This window comes from Pseudomonas sp. XP2, from assembly GCF_053557975.1.
Map to the genome: position 1 here is coordinate 81951 of NZ_JBNRIK010000015.1, position 14194 is coordinate 96144.

At 62.0% G+C, this 14194-nt stretch carries 9 protein-coding genes and 1 riboswitch; of the genes, 6 read left to right on the forward strand and 3 right to left on the reverse strand.

Going from position 1 to position 14194, the window contains the following annotated elements:
- The first annotated feature begins 3 nt into the window (after positions 1-3).
- A complete protein-coding gene (locus tag ACK1VC_RS17300) occupies positions 4-1593 on the forward strand; it encodes a M60 family metallopeptidase (RefSeq protein WP_191087265.1) in 1590 nt (529 codons plus the stop codon).
- Between the two features lie 202 nt (positions 1594-1795).
- Positions 1796-2611 carry a M48 family metallopeptidase gene (locus tag ACK1VC_RS17305; RefSeq protein WP_016484893.1) on the forward strand — a complete coding sequence of 272 codons (816 nt, stop codon included), beginning with the start codon at positions 1796-1798 and terminating at the stop codon, positions 2609-2611.
- 36 nt (positions 2612-2647) lie between these two features.
- Here the strand turns inward: ACK1VC_RS17305 and ACK1VC_RS17310 are convergent, their stop codons facing one another.
- From ACK1VC_RS17310 to ACK1VC_RS17320, 3 genes are all read right to left on the reverse strand, one after another.
- Positions 2648-3232 (reverse strand): TMEM165/GDT1 family protein, encoded by a 585-nt coding sequence (locus ACK1VC_RS17310; RefSeq protein WP_016484894.1) that lies wholly within the window; start codon positions 3230-3232, stop codon positions 2648-2650.
- Between the two features lie 87 nt (positions 3233-3319).
- Positions 3320-3460: riboswitch (yybP-ykoY riboswitch) on the reverse strand.
- Positions 3461-3499: 39 nt separating this feature from the next.
- Positions 3500-4498: a class I SAM-dependent methyltransferase gene (locus ACK1VC_RS17315; protein WP_023049459.1), complete on the reverse strand. Its 999-nt coding sequence runs from the start codon at positions 4496-4498 to the stop codon at positions 3500-3502.
- 52 nt (positions 4499-4550) lie between these two features.
- The gene (locus ACK1VC_RS17320) at positions 4551-5516 is read right to left on the reverse strand and encodes a 2-hydroxyacid dehydrogenase (protein WP_191087266.1); all 966 of its coding nucleotides are present in this window, start codon (positions 5514-5516) and stop codon (positions 4551-4553) included.
- A 161-nt stretch (positions 5517-5677) separates the two neighbouring features.
- Between ACK1VC_RS17320 and ACK1VC_RS17325 the strand changes: the two genes are divergently transcribed.
- From ACK1VC_RS17325 to ACK1VC_RS17340, 4 genes are all read left to right on the forward strand, one after another.
- Positions 5678-7360, forward strand: a complete 1683-nt coding sequence (locus ACK1VC_RS17325; RefSeq protein WP_016484897.1) for a fatty acid--CoA ligase — start codon at positions 5678-5680, stop codon at positions 7358-7360.
- Positions 7361-7691: 331 nt separating this feature from the next.
- Positions 7692-9578, forward strand: a complete 1887-nt coding sequence (locus ACK1VC_RS17330) for a DUF1302 domain-containing protein (protein ID WP_449117999.1) — start codon at positions 7692-7694, stop codon at positions 9576-9578.
- A gap of 25 nt (positions 9579-9603) precedes the next feature.
- Positions 9604-10968 carry a DUF1329 domain-containing protein gene (locus tag ACK1VC_RS17335; RefSeq protein WP_016484899.1) on the forward strand — a complete coding sequence of 455 codons (1365 nt, stop codon included), beginning with the start codon at positions 9604-9606 and terminating at the stop codon, positions 10966-10968.
- Positions 10969-11389: 421 nt separating this feature from the next.
- On the forward strand, positions 11390-14107 hold the full coding sequence (locus ACK1VC_RS17340) for a LuxR C-terminal-related transcriptional regulator (RefSeq protein WP_060517682.1): 2718 nt from the start codon (positions 11390-11392) through the stop codon (positions 14105-14107).
- Positions 14108-14194: the final 87 nt, after the last annotated feature.

Here is a 14194-nt window from a genome sequence, read left to right on the forward strand (position 1 = left end):
TTGATGATGAAAAATAATGCATTGTCAGGCCAGGAAAAACTTGCTGTTTCGTCTGCGCTCACGGCATTCAGGGTTTTACCTTCGACGGATTCAGATACAAGAGTCTTTGGCCGTTGGTTCGGTTATGCTGATTTTCAGCCCACGGGCATCTTCCTCGAGCCCAGAGGTTATGTCCGGTATCAATTCTCGCTGCCGCCTAGGGCAAACGTGAAGATGCAACTCCTCGTCGGAACTCCCGGCTTCAATATACAAGGCTCCGAGACTGAATGCCCTCGTACCCATGAAATGCCAGAATACCCTGGAATCGTCACTGATCCGGAAGGCGGGTTATTATGGGTGCGGGTAATACCTGATGGGGTGGGCCCGACCGTCGAGGAGGTAACGATTAATTTTGAATGCATTGCTAACTCACATCGAGTACCTGTATTTATACAAGGCGAAACGTCCGTAGATCAGTGGGGCCAGATGCTTGAGGCTGCCAAGGAGCATGGGCGAGCGCCAGTGCAGCTCATGAGTGATAAAGTTGTTATCACCGCGTGGTGGGAGACGGCTTATGCCTATAAGAGTCACGATCCCTCGGCTGTATTAGACGAATACAAAGAAATTCTAAGAGTTGAAAATGAAATCGGTGCAATTGGTTATGGTGCGGAACAAGAACCACCCAGTCCGCTGCGCATATTGGTCTCGGAGAAGGAAAGTGGCAACCCTAATGCCACTCACTATCGAATAAGTCTACCGCAATACGGCAGGTCGCTACTGACTCCCGACGGTGTGCGCGGCGACTGGGGAATCTGGCATGAGTTGGGTCATATGCAGCACCAAATTTCATGGAGCGCAAATGCGTTGACTGAGAATTCCGTCAATATATTTTCCCTTGCAGTGCAGCGCGCGCAAAAAAAATATTCAAGGGTGGTGCCTTACGACCGTGAAGCGCATGCCTTTTTGAATAGTTCCGATCCGAATAAGAAGTTTGAAGACAATGACGAGTTTGTCCGCCTCATCATGTGGGAGCAATTGAGGACAGCTTACGGCGACGCGTTCTTTCATCGGCTCCATCGTGAAAGCCGTAGTCATGGCAACCATGAACCTGGCCAGGGTGACGCTCAATACCGTCATTACTTCATGGTCACCAGCGCATGGGCTGCGCAGCACGATCTCACAACATTCTTCACTCGATGGGGTTGGCATCCAACCTCGCGCACACTTGATGCGATCCGAGATTTGAGGCTGCCTATGCCAGAGCCGGACCCGTCCACCCTCCACGTGAAGGCCGAAACGCAGATCGACGCAGTTGAGCCGCATTCAGATGGTATCGAAATAAGGGGGGGTGCCCGCCCTGGGAGCCGCCTGAAAACCACCAATGATCCTGATATGGGTTGGTATGACCCAGAAGGCGGGATTACCTACGCCAACGCTTCAGGCGATTTTTCTGTGGTCACTCGAAGGTTGGTCGATGGCAACGCAGTGGTCAAATCCTATGACCCGCAAACAGGAGAGGCGTTGGGCGAGTCGAACCATGTGCCAGTGAACCTGCATGGCACGGCTGCGGAATTCTCTTGCTGTACGGAACATGAAACCGGTGCCGATCATTGACTTTCGGTGATAGTCGATAACTGGGGCTAGTGGCAGTCATCACGCCAGCGAAACGCCGGTGTGATGCATTACAAGACAAGCTGCCTACGCGCGATCGGGTGTGGGCGCAGGTGTACCCGGATGTGAAGAATCTTCCCTACGGCTATAGCGGGCACTGGCGACTCGGCCTAGGATACGGCGCATGTAAAAAGGGAGTGTTTTCATGCGTAAGTCTTTTGTCGTCAGCCTGCTCAGTGCTGGCATCCTGCTGGCCGGCTGCCAGGCAGTGAACACCACCAGCGGCGGTGCCGTTGGCGTCGAGCGCCAGCAGTACATGTTCAGCATGCTCTCGACCGATGAGGTCAACCAGATGTACGCCCAGTCTTACCAGCAGACCCTGGGTGAGGCATCGAGCAAGGGTGTGCTCGACAAGTCCAGCGCCGATGCCAAGCGTGTGCAGGCGATCGCCAGCCGCCTGATCGCCCAGGCGCCCAAGTTCCGCCCGGATGCCGCGCAATGGAACTGGGAGGTCAACGTCATCAAAAGCGACGAGCTCAACGCCAACTGCGGCCCGGGCGGCAAGATCATCGTCTACACCGGGCTGATCGATCAGCTCAAGCTCACCGATGCGGAAATTGCCGCAGTGGTGGGGCACGAGATTGCCCACGCCTTGCGTGAGCACAGCCGCGAGGCCATGTCCAAGGCGTATGGCGTGGAAATGGCCCGCCAGGGTGCCGGCGCCATTTTCGGCCTCGGCCAAGGCAGCATGGCCATGGCCGACACGGTGGTGAACTACGCCATGACCCTGCCCAACAGCCGGGCCAACGAGAACGAGGCCGACCTGATCGGCCTGGAGCTGTCGGCGCGTGCCGGTTACGACCCGAATGCCGCGATCACCTTGTGGAACAAGATGAGCAAGGCTTCCGAAGGTGCACCGCCCGAGTTCATGAGTACTCACCCGGCATCCGCGAGCCGTATTGCTTCGCTGCAGGCGGCGATTCCGAAGGTGATGCCGCTGTATCAGGCGGCAAAGCAGTAAGACCGCAAGGGGGCTGCTTTGCAGCCCCTTCAGCATTTAGCCAACCCAGCCACTGGCTTTCATCGCCGAGTACACGGCCACAATTGCCAGCACGAAGAACGCTGTGGCCGCCAGGCGACGGATCAGGGTCAACGGCAGTTTGTCTGCTGCAAAGTTACCCGCAAGAACCACCGGCACGTTGGCAATCAGCATGCCCAGCGTGGTGCCGATAATGACCATGATCAGGTGCGGGTACTGCGCCGCCAGCATGACGGTGGCGACTTGGGTCTTGTCACCGATTTCGGCCAGGAAAAACGCGATCAGCGTAGTCAGGAACGGCCCGAAGCGGCGCGCCGGGTTCTCGTCGTCATCCATCTTGTCCGGCACCAGGGTCCACAGCGCAGTGGCGGTGAAGCTCGCGGCGAGGATCCAGTGCAATGCCGAGTCGCTGAAGAAGCTGCCGAACCAGGCGCCCACGGCACCGGCCGCAGCATGGTTGGCCAGGGTGGCGGCGATGATGCCGGCGATGATCGGCCACGGCTTGCGGAAGCGGGCAGCGAGAATGAGCGCGAGCAGTTGCGTCTTGTCGCCGATTTCGGCGAGGGCAACGATAGCGGTGGGGACCAACAGAGATTCCAGCATCAGGATTCCTACGGGGGCGGGTCGACACGGCTATGACACGTACAGCCTCCCCGCCCCGGGTAAGGTGTGCGTGTCATAGGTCTTGTCAAACCCTGGATCCGTCTTTGCGGATCTCTCCATGCGTGCTGGCATGGTGGGTCGCACGCGCCATGGTCTGTTGACCAAGTATGTTGACGCGTACCGGGCGAGCAGGGTGCTCGCGGGAGACTACTCCCCTAGGACGGTGCGGATTCTGCCTAGGCAAAACGCTTTCGGCAAGCGCTGTTTTTATCCGTGTGTTGCCTGATAGATACGGAAACCGTCAGCGTCGTCGCGCACCTGGCAGTTGCCCAGCGCCCCTTCGATCAGCGGCTGGTAGCGCAGGAAGCTGTTGGCAACAAGGCGCATTTCACCGCCTTTTCGCAGATGAACGGCCGATTTTTTCAGCAGATTTTCCGAAGCCTGGTAGTTGGTGTGCACCCCGGTGTGAAACGGCGGGTTACTCAAAATCAGGCTCAGTTCGGTGGGGGCCGCGTCGATACCATCACCGCTGATAACGTCGCCTTCCAGGCCGTTGGCAGCCAGCGTCAGGCGGCTGGCCGCGACGGCGAAGGCATCCACGTCAAGCAGCGTGACCCGGCTTTGCGGATAGCGGCGCTTGACCGTTGCGCCCAATATCCCGGCGCCACAGCCAAAGTCCAGTACATGCCCGCTCGGCAGGCCGTCGAGGTGCTTGAGCAGCAGGGCCGTACCGCGATCAAGGCGCCCATGACTGAATACGCCAGGCAGGCTGACCACTTGCAACGGGCCGTCCTCCAGGGCCAGCTCGAAGCGTTCGGCCAGGCTTTCCAGCGGTTTGGCCACGGGCGCCTGCTCGATCGTGACTTGCCACAGCTGGCAGTGCCGGGCGCTGTCCAGCTTGCGCGGCCTGCCAAAGGCCTGCAGCTGTTTGGCCGCGCCTTCGATGCCGCCGCGTTTTTCGCCAACCAGGTACAGCTCACCGCCGGCCAGGCGCGACGCCAGGGCATTGAGCAGGTAGGCAGCCAGTTCACGGGACTTGGGCAGGAACAGCACGGCGCTGTCGAAGGCCACCTCGGGTGGCTCGACACCATAGTGGCTGCGACCGGCAAAGCGGCTTTCGAGCATGGCGTGATCGCCCGCATGCCATGTCCAGGCCTGGGCCTGCGGCAATTGGCCGAGCAGGCCATCGGCGGGGGCGCCGGCGATCAGCAGCGGGCCCTGGAACAGCTCTGCCTGGCGGAGCAATACTTCACTGCGCGGGTCCATGGACGACGCCTCCTGAAAAAGTGGCGCAGTGTAGCAGAGGCGGGCGCCCCGCTCAGCTGACCACGCGGCGCGGCTGACCGGCGAAGAAGGCCTGGGCGTTTTCACTGAGCTGGCCGACGATGCGTTGGCGCGACTCCACTGCCCCCCAGGCGCTGTGCGGGGTGATGATCAGCCGCGGGAGGCCGGGTTCGAGCAACGGGTTGCCGTTGACCGGCGGCTCCACGCTCAGCACGTCGGTGGCCGCGCCGCCCAGGTGGCCACTGCGCAGGGCCTCGGCCAGTGCCTGCTCGTCGATCAGGCCGCCACGGGCGGTGTTCACCACCAGGGCACCGGGCTTGAGCAGGGCCAGTTCGCGGGCGCCGAGCATGTGCCGGGTGTGCTCGTTCAGCGGGCAGTGCAGGGTCAGGGCATCGATTTGTGGCAGCAGTTCGTCCAGCGGCAGGCGGTCGGCGCGCTCCGGGCGGCCAGGTATTTGCCCGCTGAGCACGCGCATGCCGAACGCTTCGGCCAGCCGCGCCACTGCGCCGCCCAGTTCGCCGTGGCCGAGCAGGCCGAGGGTTTTGCCTTCCAGCTCGACGATGGGGAAGTCCAGCAGGCAGAACTGGCTGGCCTTGGCCCACTGGCCGTCGGCTACCGCCTGGTTGTAGTCGCACAGACGAGTGGCCAGGGCCAGTAGCAGGGCGAGGGTATGCTGCGCGACGGACGGTGTGCCATAGCCCTGGCAGTTGCATACCGTGATGCCTTGGGCTCGCGCTGCTGCCAGGTCGACATTGTTGGTGCCGGTGGCAGCGACCAGAATCAGCTTGAGCTGTGGGTTGGCGGCCAGGGTCGCGGCGTCGAGCATGACCTTGTTGCTGACCACCGCCACGGCGCCCTGCAGACGCTGGCTTACCTGGTCAGGGCGGGTTGCATCGAACAGCTCGAGTTCATCGAACTGGCTTCGTAGCGGGGAAAGGTCGAGGTCACCAAGGTCCAGGGACTGGTGATCGAGAAACACGGCGCGACGCGGGCTGGGCATCAGTAAGGCTCCGTTGGCAGGGCAGGGATGATCCATCCCCCGGACAATGCCACTCATACCCCGCGCAGCCAAATCATTCCTTCGGCTGATTTAGCCGTCACATTCGCGAACTACAGTAGTTCCCAGACTTTTCCGGCCCGCTTTTCAGAAAAGGGATACCCATGCTGCAGACCCGCATCATCAAGCCCACCGAGGGCGCCTACGACTACCCGCTGCTGATCAAACGCCTTTTGATGTCCGGCAGCCGTTATGAAAAAACCCGCGAAATCGTCTACCGCGACCAGTTGCGCCTGACCTACCTACAGCTCAACGAACGCATCGCGCGCCTGGCCAATGTGCTGACCGAGGCCGGGGTAAAGGCCGGTGACACTGTGGCGGTAATGGACTGGGACAGCCACCGCTATCTGGAGTGCATGTTCGCCATCCCGATGATCGGCGCCATTGTGCACACCATCAACGTGCGCCTGTCGCCCGAGCAGATCCTCTACACCATGAACCACGCCGAAGACCGCGTGGTGCTGGTCAACAGCGATTTTGTCGGCCTCTACCAGGCCATTGCCGGGCAACTGACCACCGTTGACAAGACCCTGCTGCTGACCGATGGCCCGGACAAGACTGCCGAGCTGCCCGGCCTGGTGGGTGAGTATGAGCAGCTGCTGGCAGCCGCCAGCCCCCGCTACGATTTCCCGGATTTCGATGAAAACTCGGTGGCCACCACCTTCTACACCACCGGCACCACCGGCAACCCCAAGGGTGTGTACTTCACCCACCGGCAGCTGGTACTGCACACCCTGGCCGAAGCTTCGGTCACCGGCAGCATCGACAGCGTACGCCTGCTGGGCAGCAACGATGTGTACATGCCCATCACGCCGATGTTCCATGTACATGCCTGGGGCATTCCCTACGCTGCCACCATGCTTGGCATGAAACAGGTATACCCGGGGCGCTACGAGCCAGACATGCTGGTCAAGCTGTGGCGCGAAGAAAAGGTCACGTTCTCCCACTGCGTGCCGACCATTTTGCAGATGCTGCTCAACTGCCCGACCTCGCAAGGGCAGGACTTCGGCGGCTGGAAGATCATCATTGGCGGCAGCTCGCTCAACCGTTCGCTTTACCAGGCTGCCCTGGCGCGTGGCATCCAGCTGACTGCCGCGTATGGCATGTCCGAAACCTGCCCGCTGATCTCCGCTGCGCACCTGAACGACGAGCTGCAGGCCGGCAGCGAGGATGAGCGCGTCACCTACCGCATCAAGGCCGGTGTGCCTGTGCCGCTGGTCGAGGCGGCCATTGTCGATGGCGACGGCAACTTCCTGCCGGCAGACGGCGAAACCCAGGGCGAGCTGGTGCTGCGCGCGCCGTGGCTGACCATGGGCTACTTCAAGGAGCCGGAAAAGAGCAAGGAGCTGTGGCAGGGGGGCTGGCTGCACACCGGCGATGTCGCCACCCTCGACGGCATGGGCTACATCGACATTCGTGATCGCATCAAGGATGTGATCAAGACCGGTGGCGAGTGGGTTTCTTCGCTCGACCTGGAAGACCTGATCAGCCGTCACCCGGCCGTGCGCGAAGTGGCGGTGGTGGGGGTGGCCGACCCGCAGTGGGGCGAGCGCCCGTTCGCCTTGCTGGTGCTGCGCGACGGCCAGGCCATCGATGCCAAGGCGCTCAAGGACCATCTCAAGCCATTTGTCGAGCAAGGGCACATCAACAAGTGGGCGATTCCTAGCCAGATCGCCGTTGTTACTGAAATTCCCAAGACCAGTGTCGGCAAGCTCGACAAGAAACGCATCCGACAGGACATCGTCCAGTGGCAGGCCAGCAATAGCGCGTTCCTGTCCACGCTGTAAACGCCGTGCGGGTCGCGCGCTCAGAACGCGACCCGCACGCTAGAGGCCTCGGCACCTTGCCAAATGGCAGAAATGCGCCATCCTTGAGCTCTGCCAGCCCGCAACCGGGACAACACTGCAGCGAGTTGGCGGCATGGAGCGCAAATCACACTTTAGAGGGATCAAGCGCCTGTGCCTTGCTGGCTATAGTCGGGGCCAGGGGATTTTCAGGAATGGGGGAGGGCGATACGCGCAAGCCGTGTCGCCGCAGGTGAAAACCTGCAAACCGGTCGCTCGGGCCGTTCTTGAAAGGACTCACTGCCATAACAATAAAGTACATGGAGTAGCGTCGATGAAATCTGCAAACCTGTTCTGGCGCCGGGCCAAGTTGCCCTTGGCCGTCAGCCTTGCTTCCACGCTCGCAAGTCCTGCTTTCGCTGTCAGTTTCAACATTGGTGAAATCGAAGGGCAGTTCGACTCGTCGCTCTCCATCGGCGCCAGCTGGTCGACGGCCAACCCCAACAAGAACCTGATCGGGGTGAACAACGGCGGCAAGGGCCTGTCGCAGACCTCTGACGATGGCCACCTGAACTTCAAGAAGGGCGAAACCTTCTCCAAGATCTTCAAGGGCATCCACGACCTTGAACTCAAGTACGGCGATACTGGCGTGTTCGTGCGGGGCAAGTACTGGTACGACTTCGAATTGAAGGACGAAGGCCGCGAGTTCAAGGACATCAGCGACTCTGGCCGCAAGGAGGGCGCCAAGTCGTCCGGGGCCCAGTTGCTCGACGCCTTTGTCTACCACAACTATTCCATCGGCGATCAGCCGGGCTCGGTGCGCCTGGGCAAGCAGGTGGTGAGCTGGGGTGAGAGTACCTTCATCGGCGGCGGCATCAACTCGATCAACCCCATCGACGTGTCGGCGTTCCGCCGCCCGGGGGCCGAGATCAAGGAAGGCCTGATCCCGGTCAACATGTTCTACATCTCGCAGAGCCTGACCGACAACCTGTCGGCAGAGGCCTTCTACCAGATCGAGTGGGACCAGACGGTTGTTGATAACTGCGGTACGTTCTTCTCCCAGCCGGACATCATTGCCGACGGCTGCACCGACAAGCTGCGTGTGCTCAACAGCAGCCGTACGGTGCCTGGTGCGGCCCAGCAGTTCCTCGCCACGCGGGGTGTGAACATCAACGAGGAAGGGGTAATGGTGCGCCGCGGGGCCGACCGTGATGCCCGCGACAGCGGCCAGTTCGGCGTGGCACTGCGCTATATGTTCGACCCGCTGGACACCGAGTTCGGTGCCTACTTCATGAACTACCACAGCCGCGCGCCGATCTTCAGTGCCACCGGTGCCCCACCGTCGGTGTTCGCCGGCCTGAGCGCGCTGCCTGCACAGTTGCGGGCGCTGGCTCCGCTGATTGTGGCCGGTAACTCCGAATACTTCGTCGAGTACCCCGAGGACATTCGCCTGTACGGCCTGAGCTTCTCCACTACGCTGCCCACGGGTACGGCCTGGAGCGGTGAAGTCAGCTATCGCCCCAACGCCCCCGTGCAGCTGAATACCACCGATATCCTGTTCGCGGGTGTGCGTCCGATTGGTGGCGCACTGAGCAACGCTTCGCTGCTCACCGGTACCCCCGGGCAAGACCTGCACGGCTACCGTCGCAAGGAAATCACTCAGTTCCAGACCACTCTGACGCACTTCTTTGACCAGGTCATGGGCGCCAGCCGCATGACAGTGGTGGGCGAAGTGGGGGTCACCCACGTGGGTGGCCTGGAGAACGCCCGCGAGACCCGCTATGGCCGCGACCCGGTCTTCGGGCCCGGCCCGCTGCCTGCCACCGGCGGCGCGGACACCTGCCAGGCACTCAATACCAGCACCACCGCCGGCGCAGGGGCCGGGGCGTCCACCACCAACCTGAATCGCAAATGCGAGAACGACGGCTATACCACCAGCACCTCCTGGGGGTATCGCGCCCGGGTCATCTGGGACTACAACGACGTCTTCGCCGGGGTCAACCTCAAGCCCAGCGTGGCCTGGTCGCATGACGTTTCCGGCTATTCGCCAGGCCCTGGTGCCAACTTCGAGGAAGGGCGCAAGGCAGTCAGCCTGGGCCTGGACGCCGAGTACCAGAACACCTACACGGCGAGCCTGTCGTACACCAACTTCTTCGATGGCAAGTACAGCACCGTGGATGACCGTGACTTCGTCGCGCTCAGCTTCGGCGTGAACTTCTAAGCACACAGATCCAGGACGACACGACATGAACAAGACCAGAAGTCTGCTGCAAGCCGGTGTACTGGGCCTGTCCCTGCTGGCGACCAGCGTCATGGCTGCGGTATCCGCCGACGAAGCGGCCAAGTTGGGCAGTACCCTGACCCCGATGGGGGCTGAAAAGGCTGGCAATGCCGATGGCTCGATCGGCCCTTGGGAGCCGCTGTCGAAGAGTGCGGGCAGCGTCGACGGCAAGGGTTTCCTGGCCGACCCGTATGGCAGTGAAAAGCCGCTGTTCACCATCACTGCGCAAAACGCCGAGCAGTACAAGGACAAGCTTTCGCCGGGCCAGATGGCCATGCTCAAGCGCTACCCGGATACCTTCAAGATCCCTGTATTCAAAACCCATCGCGGCTCCACGGTACCTGCGGACGTGTTCGCCGCCATCAAGAAAAACGCCACCCAGACCACGCTGACGGAAGGCGGCAACGGTTTGAACAACTTCGACACGGCGGTGCCGTTCCCGATCCCGAAAAACGGCCTGGAAGTGATCTGGAACCACATCACCCGTTACCGGGGGGGCAGTGTCAGCCGCTTGGTGATCCAGGCCACGCCGCAGCAGAACGGCTCTTTCAGCCCGGTTTACTTCTCCGACCAGTTCGTATTCCGCGACAGGATGAAGGATTACGACCCAAAAAACCCGGGCAACATCCTGTTCTACTTCAAGCAGGAAGTGACCGCGCCAGCGCGCCTGGCCGGGACCGTGCTGCTGGTGCACGAAACCCTCGACCAGGTGAAGGAGCCGCGTAAGGCGTGGATCTACAACGCCGGCCAGCGTCGCGTGCGCCAGGCGCCGCAAGTGTCGTACGACGGCCCGGGTACCGCCGCCGACGGCCTGCGTACCTCGGACAACCTGGACATGTTCAACGGTGCGCCGGACCGCTACGACTGGAAGCTGGAAGGCAAGAAGGAACTGTACATCGCCTCCAACGCCTTCAAGCTGGATGACCCCAAGCTGAAGTACGCCGACATCATCAAGGCCGGGCACATCAACCAGGACCTTTCCCGTTACGAGTTGCGCCGCGTCTGGCATGTGGTCGCAACCCTGAAGCCGGGCCAGCGGCACATCTACGCCAAGCGTGACTTCTACATCGACGAAGACACCTGGCAGGCCGCAGTGATCGACCAGTACGACGGTCGTGGCCAACTGTGGCGCGTGTCCGAAGCCCATTCCCAGCCGTATTACAACAAAGAGGTGCCTTGGTACACCCTGGAAACCATCTACGACCTGCAGTCGGGTCGTTACCTGGCCCTGGGCATGAAAAACGAAGAGAAGCGCGCCTACGATTTTGGCTTCAGTGCCAGCAAGGCGGACTTCCAGCCTGCGGCGTTGCGCCAGTCGGGTATTCGTTGATCTGAACACTCCCCACTGCATGTGATCTCCAGAACGCCCCGGCCTGCCCGGGGCGTTTCTGTTTCCTGCTCCGGCGATAATTTCCAGTCAAACACAGGCCCTGTAGCAGCAGCCTTGTGCTGCGAAGAGGCCGGTAAGGCTAAAGACTATCTTCGGCTGCAATGGCCTCTTTGCAGCACAAGGCTGCTCCTACCGGTACTGCACTGGCCTTGAAAGCTGTGCAATCCCTGTGTGAGCGGGCAATCAATCTGCTGAATACCCACCCAAACCCCCGCCCCAGCCTCCTGTCCATCAGCCATGTTGCTTTTTGTCGCAGTCTTTTCCGGGGCAATTGTGCCCATCATCTTCAAATGCGCTGCGTTACCGGCTAGTCTCGCAAGCATCCATACCGCCGTAGTCTTCCACCCAGAACGAGCCGGCCATGACAGACTTGTCCCGTACGCATGGATTCGCCAGCCAGGCCTTGGGCCTGCTGGACGGGCGTTTCTTCCGGCCACCGCTGCCGGACGGCCATGTGCCGCGCCTGCGCCTGTGTCAGCGCTTGCACGCCGGGCTGGGTGGTCGGTTGCTGCTGGTCAATGCCCCGGCGGGTTTCGGCAAAAGCTCCTTGGCCATCGAGTTTTGCGAAGCGCTACCTGAGCACTGGCGCAGCCTGTGGCTGGGCCTGAGCCAACGTGATGCCGACCCTGGCCGCTTCCTCGAGCGCCTGCTCGAAGGCCTGCAGCAGTACTGCCCGGCACTGGGCGGGCAGGCCATGGGCTTGCTGAAAATGCGCCAGCGTCACCAGCCGTTCGCCTTCGAGGAGTGGATCGACGGCCTGCTCGACGAGCTGGCGCTTTACCTGCAAACCGATACCCCTTTGCTGCTGGTGCTGGATGACTATCACCTGGCCCAGGGGCCCGTGCTCGACCGCTGCCTGCAGTTCTTCCTCAACCACCTGCCTGCCGGCCTGGTGTTGCTGGTTACCAGTCGCCAGCGCCCGGACTGGCACCTGGCGCGTTTGCGGCTGTCGCGCCAGCTTGTCGAACTGAACGAACAGGATTTGCGCCTCACCGCCGAAGAGTCGCTGGCGGTGATCGGCCGGCAGCCACCGGGCCTGCGCGGGCAGGCACTGGACAATCTGATCCAGCGCAGCGACGGTTGGGTGGCCGGGTTGCGTTTCTGGCAACTGGCCGCCAGCGAATCGGCGGACGAGCAAGCTTTGCCCCAGGCCTTGCATGGCGGCGAAGGCCTGATCCGCGACTACCTGCTTGAAGAAGTCATCGATATGCTGCCCGCCGACGTGCAGGCGTTCTTGTATGACACGGCCTGTCAGGAGCGTTTCTGCGCCCCGTTGTGCGATGCCTTGCGTGGCCGCCACGACAGCGCCGCAGTGTTGTGCTTCCTGCAGGCACACCAGGTATTCCTGGTGCCGCTGGACGAGCATGGCCACTGGTTCCGCTACCATCACCTGTTCTCCGATCTGCTGCGCAGCCGGCAAGCCAATGAACCACTGGCCGGCCTGCAACTGCGTGCCTGTCGCTGGTTTGAAAGCCAGGGCCTGCTGGACGAAGCGGTGGAGCAGGCGTTGCGTGCCGGCCACCTCGATGTCGCGGCCGACCTGGTGCAGAGCCTGTCCGAGGAGCAACTGCTGGCTGAACAGAACGTCGGCATGTTGCTGCGCTGGAAGATGGACCTGCCCGACAGTCTTCTGATCAGCACACCGCGCTTGATCGTGCTGTACAGCTGGGCGTTGGGTCTGGCTTGCCAGCTGGACGCAGCCGAGGAACTGGCCGGCTACCTCAGCCGCTTTCTGCCCGCGCCTTCGGCGACCGCGCAAAAATCGATGCTGGCCCAATGGCTGGCGCTGAGTGGGGTCATCGCCCGTGGCCGAGGCGACCGCGAACGCACCCTGGCTTATTGCGGCGAAGCGCTGCAGAGCCTGCCGAGCAAGCGCTATGGCCAACGCCTGGTGTGCTTGTCGACGCTGTCCAATCTGGCCATTGCCGATGGCGACTTCTGGCGGGCCAGGGGCTGGAACCGCGAAGCGCTGGAGCTGGCCCAGCGGGTTGGCAACCCGTTGTTCGAGGCGCTGGCCCATTACGACCGGGCACGTGTGCTGCACGCCCGCGGCGAGGTATTGCGGGCGCTGGACGAAGTGCGCCAAGGGCTTCAGCGCCTGCAAGGGCTCTCGGCGCAGCGGCTGTATGCCGTACGTGCGCGCCTGACGCTTTACGAAGGTTACCTGCTGGTCTCGCGCCTGCAGCCGGCCCAGGGCCGTGCGCGTTTGCGCGCGGGGCTGGGCGAGGCGCGGGCCTGTCGGGATATCAGTGTGCTTATCGGCCATTGCGTCATAGCGACCCTCGATGGCCGGGAAGGGCACTTTGCCGAGGCCTTTGCCGAGTTGGCCGAGGCCGAGCGCCTGATGCATATCTGGGACGTGCCCCCGGTCTACTACCTGGCCATGATCACCCTGGTCAAATGCGAACTCTGGCTGGCCCAGGGGCGTACCGACCTGGCCGAGTCCTGGCTGCTGCGACTGGGCCAGACCTACGGCGGCGAGCAGCCGGCAGCAGCACCGGAGTTCCACCCGCTGCTGCCGTTGCACATTGCGTTGCAGCAGGCGCTGCTCGAGCGCATCCAGTTACGTGGCGACGATGCCGTGCAACGGCTGGCAAGCCTGGTCGAGTGCGGCCGGGCCAGTGGCGGCATGATGCTCACCGTCAGCGCCCTGTGCCAATGGCTTTCCCTGCTGCTGGACGAAGGCCGGGAAGGGCAGGCCGCGCAGTTGCTACCCAGCCTGCTGGAATCTGCGCGGGGCGGAGTGCTGCAACCGTTTCAACCCCTGCTGCAAAAGCATCCGCAATGGCTTCATGAGCAATTGCAGGCAGGTGCCGCCTGCCCGGTTCAGGCCGAGCTGCTCAAGCGCCTGCCGCAACTGCCGAGCGCTAACACCGGTACCGGTGAAGCCCTGAGTGGCCGCGAAATGGCAGTGCTCGAACTGATTGCCCAAGGCTGTTCCAACCAGCAGATCAGCGAGCGGTTGTTCATTTCCTTGCACACCGTGAAGACCCACGCCAGCCATATCAACAGCAAGCTGGGGGTCGAGCGGCGCACCCAGGCGGTGGCCAAGGCCAAATCTCTGGGGCTGCTGGCGTGATACTGGCCCTTGAGGTCTTTGCCCGCTAAAGTGATGGCCTGAGGCCATGGATTGTGGCCGGCAATGCTCTACCCTCATCTTTCCCGA

Bases quoted from the DNA above. Each gene is read 5' to 3' on its own strand.
- ACK1VC_RS17340 (WP_060517682.1), top strand. From the start codon at position 11,390: ATGACAGACTTGTCCCGTACGCATGGATTCGCCAGCCAGGCCTTGGGC.
- ACK1VC_RS17300 (WP_191087265.1), top strand. From the start codon at position 4: ATGATGAAAAATAATGCATTGTCAGGCCAGGAAAAACTTGCTGTTTCG.
- ACK1VC_RS17335 (WP_016484899.1), top strand. From the start codon at position 9,604: ATGAACAAGACCAGAAGTCTGCTGCAAGCCGGTGTACTGGGCCTGTCC.
- ACK1VC_RS17305 (WP_016484893.1), top strand. From the start codon at position 1,796: ATGCGTAAGTCTTTTGTCGTCAGCCTGCTCAGTGCTGGCATCCTGCTG.
- ACK1VC_RS17330 (WP_449117999.1), top strand. From the start codon at position 7,692: ATGAAATCTGCAAACCTGTTCTGGCGCCGGGCCAAGTTGCCCTTGGCC.
- ACK1VC_RS17325 (WP_016484897.1), top strand. From the start codon at position 5,678: ATGCTGCAGACCCGCATCATCAAGCCCACCGAGGGCGCCTACGACTAC.
- ACK1VC_RS17310 (WP_016484894.1), bottom strand. From the start codon at position 3,232: ATGCTGGAATCTCTGTTGGTCCCCACCGCTATCGTTGCCCTCGCCGAA.
- ACK1VC_RS17315 (WP_023049459.1), bottom strand. From the start codon at position 4,498: ATGGACCCGCGCAGTGAAGTATTGCTCCGCCAGGCAGAGCTGTTCCAG.
- ACK1VC_RS17320 (WP_191087266.1), bottom strand. From the start codon at position 5,516: ATGCCCAGCCCGCGTCGCGCCGTGTTTCTCGATCACCAGTCCCTGGAC.